Annotated in this window: 15 protein-coding genes and 1 pseudogene; 12 read left to right on the top strand and 4 right to left on the bottom strand. The window is 40.9% G+C overall.

Annotated features, from left to right (window positions below; all coding sequences use genetic code 11):
- The first annotated feature begins 42 nt into the window (after nucleotides 1–42).
- The 8 genes and pseudogenes from R2I63_RS01105 (at nucleotide 43) to R2I63_RS01075 (ending at nucleotide 6,955) form a co-directional block, all read left to right on the top strand.
- On the top strand, nucleotides 43–1,107 hold the full coding sequence (locus R2I63_RS01105; protein ID WP_316357918.1) for a serine hydrolase domain-containing protein: 1,065 nt from the start codon (nucleotides 43–45) through the stop codon (nucleotides 1,105–1,107).
- A gap of 141 nt (nucleotides 1,108–1,248) precedes the next feature.
- On the top strand, nucleotides 1,249–1,440 hold the full coding sequence (locus R2I63_RS01100; RefSeq protein WP_316357916.1) for an NAD(P)-dependent oxidoreductase: 192 nt from the start codon (nucleotides 1,249–1,251) through the stop codon (nucleotides 1,438–1,440).
- 194 nt (nucleotides 1,441–1,634) lie between these two features.
- A complete protein-coding gene (locus tag R2I63_RS01095) occupies nucleotides 1,635–3,605 on the top strand; it encodes a sulfatase-like hydrolase/transferase (protein WP_316357913.1) in 1,971 nt (656 codons plus the stop codon).
- 183 nt (nucleotides 3,606–3,788) lie between these two features.
- Nucleotides 3,789–5,159 (top strand): sodium-dependent transporter, encoded by a 1,371-nt coding sequence (locus R2I63_RS01090; RefSeq protein ID WP_316357911.1) that lies wholly within the window; start codon nucleotides 3,789–3,791, stop codon nucleotides 5,157–5,159.
- 345 nt (nucleotides 5,160–5,504) lie between these two features.
- Nucleotides 5,505–6,017 carry a sulfatase-like hydrolase/transferase gene (locus tag R2I63_RS01085; RefSeq protein WP_316357909.1) on the top strand — a complete coding sequence of 171 codons (513 nt, stop codon included), beginning with the start codon at nucleotides 5,505–5,507 and terminating at the stop codon, nucleotides 6,015–6,017.
- On the top strand, nucleotides 5,980–6,255 hold the full coding sequence (locus R2I63_RS01080) for a hypothetical protein (protein WP_316357907.1): 276 nt from the start codon (nucleotides 5,980–5,982) through the stop codon (nucleotides 6,253–6,255). The genes R2I63_RS01085 and R2I63_RS01080 overlap by 38 nt, the downstream gene beginning before the upstream one ends.
- A gap of 16 nt (nucleotides 6,256–6,271) precedes the next feature.
- A pseudogene (locus tag R2I63_RS10525) lies at nucleotides 6,272–6,385 on the top strand (sulfatase-like hydrolase/transferase); the annotation flags it as partial.
- 279 nt (nucleotides 6,386–6,664) lie between these two features.
- The gene (locus R2I63_RS01075) at nucleotides 6,665–6,955 is read left to right on the top strand and encodes a hypothetical protein (RefSeq protein ID WP_316357905.1); all 291 of its coding nucleotides are present in this window, start codon (nucleotides 6,665–6,667) and stop codon (nucleotides 6,953–6,955) included.
- Nucleotide 6,956: 1 nt separating this feature from the next.
- Here the strand turns inward: R2I63_RS01075 and R2I63_RS01070 are convergent, their stop codons facing one another.
- The gene (locus R2I63_RS01070; RefSeq protein WP_316357902.1) at nucleotides 6,957–7,901 is read right to left on the bottom strand and encodes a hypothetical protein; all 945 of its coding nucleotides are present in this window, start codon (nucleotides 7,899–7,901) and stop codon (nucleotides 6,957–6,959) included.
- A gap of 107 nt (nucleotides 7,902–8,008) precedes the next feature.
- Here R2I63_RS01070 and R2I63_RS01065 point away from each other — a divergent pair, with 107 nt between their 5' ends.
- The 4 genes from R2I63_RS01065 to R2I63_RS01050 all read left to right on the top strand — a co-directional run bounded on the left by R2I63_RS01065 (nucleotide 8,009) and on the right by R2I63_RS01050 (nucleotide 10,237).
- Nucleotides 8,009–8,947 carry a hypothetical protein gene (locus R2I63_RS01065; protein WP_316357898.1) on the top strand — a complete coding sequence of 313 codons (939 nt, stop codon included), beginning with the start codon at nucleotides 8,009–8,011 and terminating at the stop codon, nucleotides 8,945–8,947.
- A 56-nt stretch (nucleotides 8,948–9,003) separates the two neighbouring features.
- Entirely contained in the window at nucleotides 9,004–9,600 is a 597-nt protein-coding gene (locus R2I63_RS01060; protein WP_316357895.1) for a hypothetical protein, read from the top strand.
- A 179-nt stretch (nucleotides 9,601–9,779) separates the two neighbouring features.
- Nucleotides 9,780–9,929, top strand: coding sequence for a hypothetical protein (locus tag R2I63_RS01055; RefSeq protein ID WP_316357893.1), 150 nt, complete (start codon nucleotides 9,780–9,782; stop codon nucleotides 9,927–9,929).
- Nucleotides 9,926–10,237 (top strand): S-adenosylmethionine decarboxylase, encoded by a 312-nt coding sequence (locus R2I63_RS01050; RefSeq protein ID WP_316357891.1) that lies wholly within the window; start codon nucleotides 9,926–9,928, stop codon nucleotides 10,235–10,237. Before R2I63_RS01055 ends, R2I63_RS01050 begins: the two co-directional genes overlap by 4 nt.
- Nucleotides 10,238–10,293: 56 nt before the next feature.
- Here R2I63_RS01050 and R2I63_RS01045 read toward each other — a convergent pair whose 3' ends face one another.
- The 3 genes from R2I63_RS01045 to R2I63_RS01035 all read right to left on the bottom strand — a co-directional run bounded on the left by R2I63_RS01045 (nucleotide 10,294) and on the right by R2I63_RS01035 (nucleotide 12,966).
- A complete protein-coding gene (locus R2I63_RS01045; protein WP_316357889.1) occupies nucleotides 10,294–11,847 on the bottom strand; it encodes an Npt1/Npt2 family nucleotide transporter in 1,554 nt (517 codons plus the stop codon).
- 96 nt (nucleotides 11,848–11,943) lie between these two features.
- Nucleotides 11,944–12,528, bottom strand: a complete 585-nt coding sequence (locus tag R2I63_RS01040) for a hypothetical protein (RefSeq protein ID WP_316357887.1) — start codon at nucleotides 12,526–12,528, stop codon at nucleotides 11,944–11,946.
- Between the two features lie 261 nt (nucleotides 12,529–12,789).
- On the bottom strand, nucleotides 12,790–12,966 hold the full coding sequence (locus tag R2I63_RS01035) for a hypothetical protein (RefSeq protein WP_316357885.1): 177 nt from the start codon (nucleotides 12,964–12,966) through the stop codon (nucleotides 12,790–12,792).
- Nucleotides 12,967–13,212: the final 246 nt, after the last annotated feature.

Raw genomic sequence — 13,212 nt, 5'->3', positions numbered from 1 at the left:
TATTCAAAGGTCCCTTATAACACAGTTCATATGATCTTGAAAATGAAAACTGTTATTTTTGCGCTACTTTTTCCCCTTATGGCGTTATTTGGGGATATTCAAAAATCCATTGAAGAGCGAGTAGAAGTCTACCACAGTGAGCATGCGATTACAGGAATGGCTGTTATGTCAATTGGTCGGGACAACCATCAAAAATTTCAGCAAATCGTTACGAAAGGAAAAGTCTCTTTAAAATCTCCTATTCCTACTAATGCCTTCACTGAGTTTCGCATAGGCCCTTTAACCCAAATCGTAACGGCTGGGACCCTTGCTTATTTTGTCCAAGAAGGGCAGGTGAGTCTTAACGATCCTATTTCTAAATTTCTTCCGAAGTCGATGACGCTTCCTAACTACAAAGGAAAAGAAATAACTCTTGGTGATCTTGCGACTCATACTTCAGGCTTTCCTGATATGCCCTACTCCCTCACCAGTCGCTCCAGTTTTAGCATCAGTCAAATGTATCGATTCCTCTCTAAGTATGAGCTTCCGAGGGAACCTGGTTCTAAGTATGAATACTCCAATTTTGGCTATGCCTTTTTAGCGAATATTCTCTCTCGGATTGCCAAAAGGTCTTATCCTGAACTGGCCGCTCAGCTCATCATGCATCCATTAGGGATTAACGATACGGTCTTTACTCTTTCTACTGAGCAAAGAAAGCGACTCGCTACGGGCTACGAAAATGGTCGGGGAATATCCCCTCTTCAAAGTGAAAAAATTTACTCGGTGTTTATTGGCTCAGGAGGGCTTTATTCCACTCCGAAGGATATGCTGACCTTTCTCTCTTTTAATTTGGGAAAAGAGAAAACGAGTCTCAATGCGATCCTTCCTCTCATGCAAACCCCCTACCATTCATTCAAAGGTTTTGACATGGGCCTTGGTTGGAAAATCAGCTCTTTCCCAAATGCCCAAGCGAATTTCTACCATCTAAGTGGAACGCTCTTTGGGTTCGGAATGTTTATGGGTTTTATTCCTGATCATGATATCGGGGTGATTGTCTTAACAAATCAAGGAGATCATGACCCAACCCAACTTGGAGAAGAAATCCTTAAAATTATGAGTGGTTTATGAACGCACCTGTAAAAGTTTTCATCACACGAAAAATCCCTGATGTAGCGGAGAAGCTTTTCAAGGAGCATTTTAATGTTTCTTGTCACGATGAAAATAATGTTCTTTCAAAGGAAAAGTAGATCGAGGTAGTAAAAACCTAAGATGGGATTCTTTCTACTATGCCTGACCGTTATCTCTGCCCTTGATGTGACTGACCCCGAGCCTTTGCCCGGAAATCATCCCCTTACAAAGGCTCCAAACTGTCTCCTCGCTCCTCATGTTGGCACGGCAACCATTGACTACCGCGCTAGTTCAGCGCGCGCAGCAGAGAAGATTCTAGAGGCTTTAAGGTAAGAAGTTTAGGGAGGTTTCGCTTTTGGAGCTTTAAAAAAAAGTTAATCGTAAACTCTTTATTTTATTTTGGTTAAATTAGGGTTGATTTTGAATTGTTTTCAGAATTAAAATTAAATAACCTTAGTAAATATTCCTATAAGTTCTTCTATTAAAAAAATTTGACACTTTTCCCATAGAGAAGGTATTATTAGCGCATGACAGTCGTGTGGACCTTTCTTCTTCTTATAGCTCTTCCTTCCCTCTGTGTGCGTTTTTCAATTTTGCACAGAAATCAGCCTGCCCGAGTAGCGCTTTTCCTTTCTTATTTTACAGGGGTTTGTCAAGACCTCTTTGTCGCGTTTCAACAGCTCTTTTTATTGGTTTTATTTCAGTCAATTCTTCCCATAGACTCGGCATATTTATTTTGGATTTTTGTTGTTTGCTCATCTTTGCTTCAAATGCATCTTATTTCTGATGCGTTTTTGCATCGAAAGACGGCAATTCGAATGGAGATATCTTTCTTTTCTCTTTTTAATGATGCACGGTGCTTTTGGGATTCTGCAAAGGAAAAGAAGGTGTGGCGCTTTCTTCCGGGAGCCTTGGTTTTCCTTTTGTTGCCTGTTTATGCCTATTGGCATTGTTGGGGGGATTTGCAAAACCTTACTTTTGAAGTGGAATGGCTTAGACTTGGGGGTGCTTTGACACTTTTTGCGATCTTAGGACACTCCTTTCTTCCAAAAAAAATGGCCTATGCAACCGACCATATTGTTTTTCAGCATGAAGTGTGGTTTGTCAGAAAGTTGTTCAGGTTTATAAAGCGAAAAAATGACAGGACCGATTTGAGTTATTTGGCAAGGGCACGGTTTCATAATGAGAATGAAAAGATGCATGTCCCATCTTCTGAATACCCACTGTTTAAGTATACGCAGGGTTTCAGTGGAAAGAAAGCCTTCGACATGAAAGTAGATGGAGATGAGCGTCCTCATGTGATTTTTCTTTTTTTAGAGTCGTTTCGTTCTCATAATGTGGGCATACTCGGTGCAGAAAGAGGCGTCACGCCTCATTTTGACCGTCTCTCAAAGAAAGGGGTTCTATTCACGGATTTTTATGCTAACTCTGTGAGAACCTCTCGCTCGGTTGTTTCTTCATTATTTGGAATTCCTTCCGATGTTGATGGATCTGAAGCGGCAGCACAAGCAAAAGCCCCCTTTATTGGGATCCCTCAACTCATGCAAGAAGCGGGATATCAAACAAGCTACCTTCATAATGGTCCCATAGAATTTGAAAAGCAGGACGCCTTTTTTGATTTGCATGGATACGATGCAATTCATGGGAGAGATACAATGATGAAGTCTTTTCCAAAAGCGCACAACTCAAGCTGGGGACTTCCGGATGAATGTCTGATGCATTATGCATCAGATTTTTTGGATGAGCGGCAAGGAGCGCCCCAATTTTTAACACTCTTTTCGATTACGAATCATCACCCCTGGAACCTTCCAACCCATTATCAACCTCCAGCCTTCCCTCCTGAAATTTCTCGGATCTACCGAAAATACCTCAATACATTTCACTATAGCGATGCGTGTTTAGGCTTGCTTGTTGAATTGCTTGAGGAAAAAGGACTCTTGGAAAATACGCTTCTTTTTGTCCTGGGAGATCATGGGTATCCGATGGGAGAGCATAACAATTTTGTAGAACAGAGATACCTTTATGAGGAGAATATTCGAGTCCCCTTAATGGTTTATGGAAAAGGAAGGATTCTTGAGCCAAAAAGGATTACAGCCCCATGTAGTCAGCTTGACTTGCTGCCCACTGTGATGGATGTCTTAGGACTCCATGGCTTTAATTTATCGATTGGAAACTCTCTTATGAGAGAATGTGGAGAGCGTCCGATTTTCTTTCATAACCCCTATGTATTTAAGAACTTTGGATGCCGCGTAGGGAAATACAAGTTTATCTACACAAGGATTTCTCAGGAACTTGAGCTCTATAATTTGGAAAAGGATCCTGGTGAAAAAGAGAATATCGCTCCAGAGAACCCTGAGCTAGCTCGTCAGTTTTTACAAAGTGTCAAAGATTATGAGCGTTTATTCCATCGTCTATACGCCGAAAAACGGATTGTTCCTGATGAAAATGCTGTGCTTTCTACAAGCACTCTCGAATGTAATCTTTCCGAGCCTGCTTGAATTCGACTTTGTACGTTTTTTGACTGAATCTCCCCGGTGATTCTATGGAAGCAATGGAGATCTGCTGGCCAAAAACGTATAAAGTCGAGCTGAAGTGTTCTTCTTCAATCTACATCTTTCAGAGGGTTGTACTTTTACCGAAGCTTCGCTACACTGAAGTTTTAAGTTACTGGAGTCAGAATCTTGGCGAAAGCGAAACCAAAACGAGAACAGTGGAAATCCCGCTTGGGATTTATTTGGGCGGCAGTTGGATCAGCAATTGGGCTTGGGAGCATTTGGCGTTTTCCCTATGTTGTTGGTGAAAATGGGGGAGCGACGTTTGTTCTTCTCTATTTGATATGTCTATTGCTCGTTGGGTTTCCCGCCCTTATTTCAGAAATATTGATTGGAAGGAAAGCTCAGCTTAACCCCTCAGGATCGTTTAAGCAGATCGGAAAGCATAAAGGGTGGCAAGGGGCCGGAAAGATGACGATTCTTACGGGGTTTTTGGTCAGCTCCTTTTATGCAGTGATTGCCGGATGGACGTTGGGATACTTTATCCAAGCGATCTTAGGTCAGCTCACTCATTTTGCATCTGCAATTGAGGCGACCCATCATTTCCAACACTTTAGCATTTCTCCTCTTTGGGGAATCGGTTCTTTAGTGGGCTTTTTGATTCTTTCCTTTCTCATTCTGTACACGGGAGTACAGCAGGGGATTGAAGCGGGAAACAAGGTAATAATGCCTCTTCTTCTCTTTGTATTGGTTTTCCTGGCGATTAAGGGATTAATGACCCCAGGAGGCGCGGAGGGAGTGGCATTTGTTTTTAAGCCAAATTGGGCTGAAATTACGCCGAAAGCCATTTTACTTGCACTGGGTCAAGCCTTCTTTTCCCTTAGCTTAGGCCAAGGAACAATGGTGACTTATGGAAGTTATTTAGGAAAAAAAGAGAATGTTCCTGGGACCTGTCTTCCCATCACATTGTTTGGAATTTGCATTAGTCTACTTGCGGGAATTGCGATTTTTACCATTGTTTTTTCGGCGGGACTATCGCCATCATCGGGTGAGAGTTTAATGTTTCAAACATTGCCGATCATTTTTTCTCAGATCTCTGGAGGCTATTTCATGTGTCTCTTCTTTTTCTTATTACTAGTTTTGGCAGCTCTAACCTCGCAGATTTCAGCGATGGAACCTTTAATTGCCTACTTTATCGATACGAAAAAATGGAAGCGGCACAGGGCTGTTTTGACGACAACGATTGCGGTATTTATTGTTGCTCTCCCTTGTGTATTATCTTTTGGGCCTTGGAAGGAGCTCACGCTGTTTGGGAAGAATTTTTTCAACCTTCTTCTCTTTTTATGCCTGAACATCTTAATCCCTCTTGGGGCGCTTGCTGCAGTGATCTTAGTGGGATGGAGATGGAGCTTTAGAAGTGCCTATCCTCATTTAAAAGAGGGAGCAGAAGGGCTTTTTAAAAATTATCCCTCACTGAGATCGTACTTTGGGATTAGCATCAAGTACATCGCTCCCTTAGTTATTGTTATTGTAATGTTGGATGCTCTTGGAGTCTTTTAACTGGTGGAGGATCCATGATACTTGCTCAAGCTATTCCTCCTTTATTTGCCCGCTTAGTAGTCCGTCGAAACTTCTCATTTTTTGGAATTTTGTAAGACCTTTTTGTTGGGTTTCAACTAGCTTTTTTAGGTCCTGTTGCACCTTTAATTCAGCTCCTGATTCTATGTGATGCCCTCCTATACAAGGAACTAGGGTGCCGTCTTGATTGGAAAGCCGTTTCTTTTTTAAAAGATGCAAAGGATTTTCGAGATTCAGCAAAAGCTATAAGTATTTGGAAGGTTCTTCCCCTTTTTCTTATTGTTGCAGTTGTTCCGGTTTTTTTTAATGCTATGTCCTATTGGGTTCTTGCAGAGATTCCTCTGTGGTTTCCCCCTAAAGATTCACTGGTTTTGCTTTGGAAAAAAAACCTTTTCTTTCGCTCTAATCAAAAAACAGAAAAGAAATTTCCTTTCCTTTGTCCAAAAGGAGATTATCCGTCCAACCGAAATCTATCAGTCCCTTTCTGAGGATTATCCTCTATATCGCTATACCAAAGGATTTAGGGGCGAAAAAATTGCTCATGTTGATGGAAGAGGAAAACCCCATGTGATTTTTCTTTTTTTTGAATCACTGAGAGCAAAAGATCTCTACCGCCTTCCTAACTTGAGCGCACTTTCTAAGGAGTGTTATACTTTTCCCAATTTCTACTCAAATTCCGTTTTGACCTTCCGCACTTTTTTTACATCCCTCTATGGTCTTCCCTACGAACTCGGAATTTCTGGCGGCCTCGATCGGGAGTTGGATATCTATGGTCTTTTAGATATTCTCAAAAGAGAGGGGTATGAGCGTAATTTTTTACTGGAGCAACCTGGTCTTTAAATGGAATTGGTCCCTTTCTTTCGAAATATGGAGGGATCGTGTCCTTGACCGTAAACAGCTTTTAGAACACTATGGGAAAGTCGATCAAAGTTCGTGGGGCATTGCAGATGAATATCTGTTAGACTTTGCTGCAAGTCATCTAGAGCAGCATAAGGATATACCTCAGTTCTACTCTTTATTGACAATCTCGTCTCACCATCCTTGGAATGTTCCCAAAAGCTATTTGACCTACTTTTGAAGAGGAGGAAGGGGAGTATACCCCCAAATACCTGCAAATCCTTCACTACACCGACCATTGCATTGGAACATTTATCAAGCAGCTTAAGAAACGGAACCTTTCAAAAGATGTCCTTCTCTGGTATCAGTAGACCTTGATCACCGCTAACTGTTTAGAATCCCTCCCAGAATCCTTCCATGAATTGAATTTGGCTGGGACAGACGTGTTTTTCAATCGTCCCATAAAAGGCTTGGAGATATTAAACTTAGAAAAGACTTCCATTTCGGTGGTTGTTTTATCCAACCTTCCTTTCTTATGTCCCCACCTTTTAACCTTATCTATTTCTTAACCAATGTTTAATGGGTCCGTGATTCGGAAAGCAATAGATTCACTTCCTCTATATCGTTTATCGATCAACGAATGTGATCAAATGAGCAATGAAGAGGCAGATAAGCTTTTTACTCCCCATCCTCATCTTCGGTTTTTATTTTTGGAAAGGTGTCATCAATTAACGGATGCTCTTTTTCAAGGAATAAAAGACATTTCTCTTCGTCACTTGACACTTCAGGGGGCACATTTTTTAACAGATGAGGGGCTCATAGCTTTGCTTGAACTTCCTCTTTATTCTTTGGAAATTCAGGGGTGTCCTAACTTGACTGATCGGGGGATTTATGCGGTTGAAAGGCACCAGTCAAAATTCTCAAAACTTAAGATTGAATAGTCTAGTACGTGATCACTGCTGAGATAACGCCGCTATAAAACTGGGATGCATTTTTCCCGGCAGGAGTAAACCATGCTCCTCCAATCAATCCAAAAGACTCACTGTAGTTATACTCAACGGCAGGAGCGAAGCTGATTTGATGAGAGGTTGGGCTTCCAACGGGGTTGTTTCCCTTTGTTCCAGAAAAATGATCAGGAGTGATTAGGGTATAAACAGTATCGAAGGCGAATCCCCAATTGCGAGTGATGGTGTATTCACCAGAAAGATAGAAGGTATAGGTTTTCCCAGGGGTGACATTTCCGTCGGTAGCAGGAGATCCTCCATAGGCATTAAGGCCGGTAACGTGGACATTTGAGGCGAAGAGAATACTTGAAATAGACCAATGCAGGGAGAAATAATGTTCTGCAGCCATTTCAAAAGTCTTCTGAAAATCGAATGAAATTCCGGACTGGAAGGAACCTTTTCCAGAGCTATCTGTTCCATGTTTTTTAGGGTTAAGTTTGTCGTATTGTCCAAAGGGAAAGATTTGCTGCAAGCTGATACGGAGATCTGGAGTCCAGGTTCCCTTCGATTCTCTGAGGGCTTGGAAGCCTAGAAAAAGGGGAGTGTCATTTATACGGATAGATGATGAGCCTTCACTGGTCTGATAAACAAAAGAAGGGGTTGTCCCTAGGTCTATGAAAGAGGCAATGCCATAAGTGATATCTATCAGGGGCTGGATTGCCCATATGTTTGGGGTGTTTTTTCGATTCCAGTTGTTGTCGAAGCTTCCAAAAGTATTTGTGACGAAGAGGTAGGGCTGCCAACTCACCTCCCTGAGCTTATTGCAGCTCGCGCTAGGGACCAGAAGAGGGCCTGTGAACCAATGGGAAGTCCAAGCTTCGTGATGAGGAGCCTTGGAAAAAAGGAGAAGGGGGAGGAGGAGAAAGAGGGCATATTTACTCATAGTTCTAGTTATTTAACAAAAATATGAATTTTCATGCATTGTTTGTAGCCGAAAATTACACAAGAGTTTAGTATGAGGAAAAATATTTTCCTCCATGAGGATTTGGGATGTATCGGTTAGTCTTTCTTTTTTCGCTCTTTTTTATGTCATTTGCCTTCGCGCAAAAAAAAGTTGAGGAAATTCGCATCCTGAATCTCCTGCCATATTTTGTACAACCTCCCATGGTTGAACCGTACCTTCCTGATGATTTTTTGCTTGGAAATCAAGATGATGACCCCTATTTTTCAAAGGGGTATCATTGGGGAAGTCAAAGGACTTTAGATGACTATTTTGAAGACGGAGGAAATTTAAAGGGGTGTTTGATTCGAGCCCAGGTATCTTCAACCGTGAAGCAAATAGGGCATGATCGCTTTTCTAACGATGGGAATACCCAAGCTTTGACTGCTGCTGGATTCACAGAGATTAAGGTTAACAAAGGAAGGTGGGGGATTTTCCCCTATCGAGAACTACTTGCAAAGGGCCCCAAAGGAAGACGCTATTTTCAGATGTGGGTTGGTCTGAATACTAATGAAGGTGCAACCCTGTATTTTCAGTTTATCTATCCTGAATATCTTAATGAACCGACTCAAACACAAAAGTCTACTTGGTCAAATTTTGTAAAAAAAACCGATCTCATGTGCTTAAGTGATCTCATGGTCGCGCGTGCGCGGATGATTGCTCCCGATTTTTCTATGGAAGGGAAGTTAGAATCAGGGATTGGTCTTCGAGTAGAGAAGCGTCGGTGGGATCAAAAGCTACTGATTCTAACTGAGAATGCTCAAAGCTTTTCTGTCCTCCATACACAAGAAAAAAATTTCTTTACTGATTTTTTACTATGCCAGCCATATATTGAAATTGAGGCTCTTTTGGGTCTGAATGAGGGAGAAATAACACAGGAAAAGTTGAGAGTTTCTTATCAGGTTGTTGACAGCTTTTCATTTGACTCTAAAATGCTCCAAATCAATCGCTTCAGCGAAGACGGCTATGTCCTCCTTTTTCATTGGTAATATCTTTACAAATCTTTAATGTACACTCCACCTTTAAATGATAAGGAGAGTACAAGATGAGTGTTGACGCAGTTGGAGAAGGTTTCACAGTTCCTGAACATGAGGAATTCGAGATTCATCCCGAAGAGCATTATTTTTCTAAAACATTTACCGTTCTCAAAGGAAATTGGCCCGTAGCAGTCATTTTAACAAATCGGTTTTCTTATAGTTTTTTCCGGTTTTTTGATTTGAGGATGCATTTTACTGTTACAGATAGCAAGACCGGTGAAGAAGTTGCTCATGCTATTAAAAATTATGGGTTTACTCCAAGAGGCGTTTGGTATGGCTCTTTGCTAGGGTTATTTCGTCCTCATACTCTTACAGACTTTGACCTTTATGACAAAGAGGGTACTTATATCGGGTGTATCGATGGTCGGGTTCTAGATATCAGTAAAGCGCTATTTGATTTTCAAGATTCAAAAGGGAATGTAACTGCATATGCAAGGCAAGAAAACACCCAGCTTATCATCAACGATGCTAAGAAAAACTCTCCTGTAGGCTTTCTGAAGAGGCATTTTGAGGTTGGGACAGAGGACACATGGAAAATGGAGCTGATATCTAAGCTTGATAGCCGTATTGCCCTTCCCTATTGCAGAGGTACAAGATGCTTTTAACTTCTTTTTATTAGTGCTTATCCGGGCTATTATCAGGCGTATAATCAGAATTTTGTAGATACCAAAGAAGCTGTCGCAAAAATCCAACAGCTTGCAAAAATGCTCCATACAAGGAATTGAAAGGGGGTGAGATTTCCTCCTTGCCAGGAAGTCTTAGAAGGGGAGATGGAGAGACACAAGTGGTCCGAATTCTGCCGACATGGATGACTAGGGAAACTCTGCCAGGGATCTTCAACAAGGAAGATGATGATTACATTATTGTTGAACTGCAAGGGGGGAATCTTATGACAAAACTCGCAAAATTTTTAACAGGATGGTGGAATAAATGAAAGACTATTGGGGTTATCATTTAATTTTAGATTGTTCGGAATGCGATACTGACAGCATAAAGAATCGAGAAAATCTCGAACAATTTGTCAAAATACTAGTGAAGCGGATTCATATGAAGGCTTTTGGCGAGCCGACTTTGGAGCATTTTGCTACTCACGATCCTATGGCAGCAGGATACTCCTTAGTGCAACTCATTGAAACGAGTTCAATTACTGGTCATTTTGTCGATGCAAATGGGGATGCTTATCTGGATATTTTTTCTTGCAAGCCATTCAAGATTGAACTAGCAAGGGAGGTTGTTCAGTAATACCTAAATCCTAACAAAATCAAAGTCACATATCTTACGCGGCAAGCGTAGAGGGTTTAGGCTGGTGTAGGCTCTACAGTAGGAGGTTCGGGCTTCTTTTCTGTTGCAGCAAGGGCTGCTTCTTTTTCTGTGAGCTCTTTATTGAGGTGTCTTACAGAATAGCTCCAATAGAGGCTGGCGCCAAGAACGATTGGGATTAAGTAAGGGGTAATAAATAGGACAGAGCTGGTTCCAATAACATGCATTAGCCCAACTTGCAGCCAGGAAGAACTGGACTTTCCAAGGCGGGATCCGACCATATCAATAGCAGCCTTACCCTTCACTTTTGATTCTTGATCAAGAGGGATGTAAGCCATCTCCTTTGTCGAATCGAAGAAGGAATACTTGACGACCTTACTTGCCACATTTTGGAAAGCTCCCACAAGAACAAGAAGGGCTAATGGCGTTGTCCCAAAAATGGCTGCAATAGGGCCAAGAGAGTCTTTGAAATAAGAGAGGGCAAAAAAAATGGCACCAGTTGTGCCAACGATAATAGGGGTAATTTGTGCACTAAAGTGCCAACCAAACCGTCGGAGGAAACTCCCTCCAAGGAAGAGAACGGTAATCAGTGCAACAACGCCAACAATCGTTGTTACCTTAGAGATAAAAGCCATATAATCTCCTGTCTCAGGGAACAGGGAATGGACATGGGCTTTCCAGGTCACTTCTACCATGTTTATGGTGAGTGCACACCCAATAACTAGGACGGCGATACATAAGAGGTATTTAGAAGAAAAGATATGCTTAATGCTCTTTCCTAAGGTCAGCTTTGTTTTTTCATTAAGGGTATGCTTAGTCACTGAAGGGTCAAAATAGCGTTTATCGGAGAGGACATATTTGTTCATCCACCAGTAAAGGGTGATGATACCAATGCCTGCGATTAGAACATAGGAAAGGAGTGATTGGAGAGTTGATGTAAAGTCTCCCGATGAGAACTTCATGACATAATGGAGAACTAGAGGGCCTGCCACAACCGTTGCCAAGTCTCCTGCTGCGATAAAGAGTGTATAGGTTCTTTTAGCTTCTTTAACCCGACAGATATGGTTCGCAAATCCCCAGTAGAGGATGAAAATTACGACTTGAGCCCAAAGCTCTGCAGTAATAAAGAAAAGAGAGTGAATCCAATTTCTGTAGACAGCAATCCAATGGGTGTATTTTTCTCCAAGTTTCATCGTGAGCCAATCTGAGCTGGCATGGGGGCTGAGGGCTTCAGCATTTGGAAATAGGACAAACCCATACAAAAAGATGATAATGAGAAAGAAGGTAATGATCGAGTAGAATAGAGTCGAGCGCTTATATTGATTACTTAGTTTAGAGTAGGCCACAGCGCAAAGAAGTGATAGTGGAAAAACGAGCCAGCCCTTAAGGACAGGGATGACCTCTGCTCCGGATTGACTTGCTGTGACAACAAGGCTATCCTTCATACAGGTAAGTGTTGCATAAACAATAGAAGCTAAAAACTTGAGAAGGAGGAGAGGAAGGACCTTTTTAAGTTCAAAACGTTGAACCGGCCAGATTTTTTTTATCCAAGAACTATTTGAGTCTACTTCAGATGATTCCATATCTGCCATTTTAGCGGCATATTGTATCAAATCATGATCAAAATGCAAGCAAAAAAAAACCTCGAGGAAAACCTCGAGGTTTCAGATCTACTTCAAAGAAGTGATTTACACTTCTTCTTTTTGGTCCATTCCAAGAAAAGTTTGATTTTCTTGGCGATCGTCCTGAGTTAAATCTTTAATCACATTTTCTTGAAGAGCTAAGCGCTGAGCCTCTCCAGTAAATCGGTCTTTGAATTCGTTAAGTTGAGTAACTTCGTCTCTATCGTCTTTAAGAGAAATACTCTTTTGAGAAGTCAGTTCACTCAAGATATAATTTGCTTTTGCAAGGCGCATTTTTTTCTTTTTAGAATTCTCGTATTCGACTTTTCCAAATTTTTCTGGATGCTTAAGGTATAGAATACGGAGGAAATTTTCCGCTCTAGCCGCAATCTTTTTTTCGGCCCAAATTCGAAATACAGCCACACTAGACTTTAGCATCTTATTTTCAAAGTTTTCAGTAAGTCCATAAGGCTTAAGCATGATTCCAAGCTCGAGCATCATTTGAGTGTCGCTGAGATCAAATATAATCATCTTGCGATTAATGTTTGTATAGCGGATTTCTTCATCTCGACGCTCAGAAGACTGAACTGTCTGAAACTCGATTCTTTTTGATAATTTCTCAGAAGTGAAGATTTTTTCATCTAATAACATTTTTACCTCTTTTTAATATATTGTTTAATATTAACTATATTATTACAATTATCTTTATTGTTGTCTAATAAAATATTAACAATAGCAAATGTCTTATTTTAAGTGAGGTGAGTTCTGTAACCCTAATAAATTAGAGTTTGGAGTGCTAACTATTAAACCTAGTAAATTGTTTATCTTTAATAGTAAATAGGTTGTATGTTTAGCAGTATAAAAAAAGCGACTGAAGGACTCAGTCGCTATAAGTGTTTAATAAAGAATGGATTAAGCTATAAGCTCTTTAACAGCTGCTTCCTGTCGTCTAAGCCTTGCTTCCTCTTCTTTAAATTTACTTCTAAATGACTCAAGCTCAGATAGAAAATCTTCCTTGTCGTCCTTAAGAGAAATCGTTTTCTGATTAACTTGCTCGCTAATAATCATAATTCCTTGGATAATGAGCATCCTAGTCTTCCTGTTACTAGAAAGATCAACAGAAGCGAATTTTTCGGGGTGTTTTAGGTAGAGAGACCTAAGGAAGCTAACGCCTCTTTTTGCGAGTTTTTTCTCTGCTAGAACACGAAGAAAAGAGAATCTAGATCCCGAAAGAACATTTACTAGGTATTACTTAAGGCCGTAAGGCTTAATTAGTTTGCCAATCTTCAGCATTGTGACTAGGTCACCTAAGTCAAAACGAATCTATTTGCGGTT

It is taken from the genome of Candidatus Neptunochlamydia sp. REUL1, from assembly GCF_963457595.1.
Classification (GTDB): domain Bacteria; phylum Chlamydiota; class Chlamydiia; order Chlamydiales; family Simkaniaceae; genus Neptunichlamydia.
This window is presented reverse-complemented; position numbering and strand designations above follow the sequence as displayed.

Coding starts and splice junctions, on each gene's coding strand:
- R2I63_RS01105 (WP_316357918.1), top strand. CDS start 43: ATGAAAACTGTTATTTTTGCGCTACTTTTTCCCCTTATGGCGTTATTT.
- R2I63_RS01100 (WP_316357916.1), top strand. CDS start 1,249: ATGGGATTCTTTCTACTATGCCTGACCGTTATCTCTGCCCTTGATGTG.
- R2I63_RS01095 (WP_316357913.1), top strand. CDS start 1,635: ATGACAGTCGTGTGGACCTTTCTTCTTCTTATAGCTCTTCCTTCCCTC.
- R2I63_RS01080 (WP_316357907.1), top strand. CDS start 5,980: ATGAGCGTAATTTTTTACTGGAGCAACCTGGTCTTTAAATGGAATTGG.
- R2I63_RS01075 (WP_316357905.1), top strand. CDS start 6,665: ATGAGCAATGAAGAGGCAGATAAGCTTTTTACTCCCCATCCTCATCTT.
- R2I63_RS01070 (WP_316357902.1), bottom strand. CDS start 7,901: ATGAGTAAATATGCCCTCTTTCTCCTCCTCCCCCTTCTCCTTTTTTCC.
- R2I63_RS01065 (WP_316357898.1), top strand. CDS start 8,009: ATGTATCGGTTAGTCTTTCTTTTTTCGCTCTTTTTTATGTCATTTGCC.
- R2I63_RS01060 (WP_316357895.1), top strand. CDS start 9,004: ATGAGTGTTGACGCAGTTGGAGAAGGTTTCACAGTTCCTGAACATGAG.
- R2I63_RS01050 (WP_316357891.1), top strand. CDS start 9,926: ATGAAAGACTATTGGGGTTATCATTTAATTTTAGATTGTTCGGAATGC.
- R2I63_RS01045 (WP_316357889.1), bottom strand. CDS start 11,847: ATGGCAGATATGGAATCATCTGAAGTAGACTCAAATAGTTCTTGGATA.
- R2I63_RS01040 (WP_316357887.1), bottom strand. CDS start 12,528: ATGTTATTAGATGAAAAAATCTTCACTTCTGAGAAATTATCAAAAAGA.
- R2I63_RS01035 (WP_316357885.1), bottom strand. CDS start 12,966: ATGCTCATTATCCAAGGAATTATGATTATTAGCGAGCAAGTTAATCAG.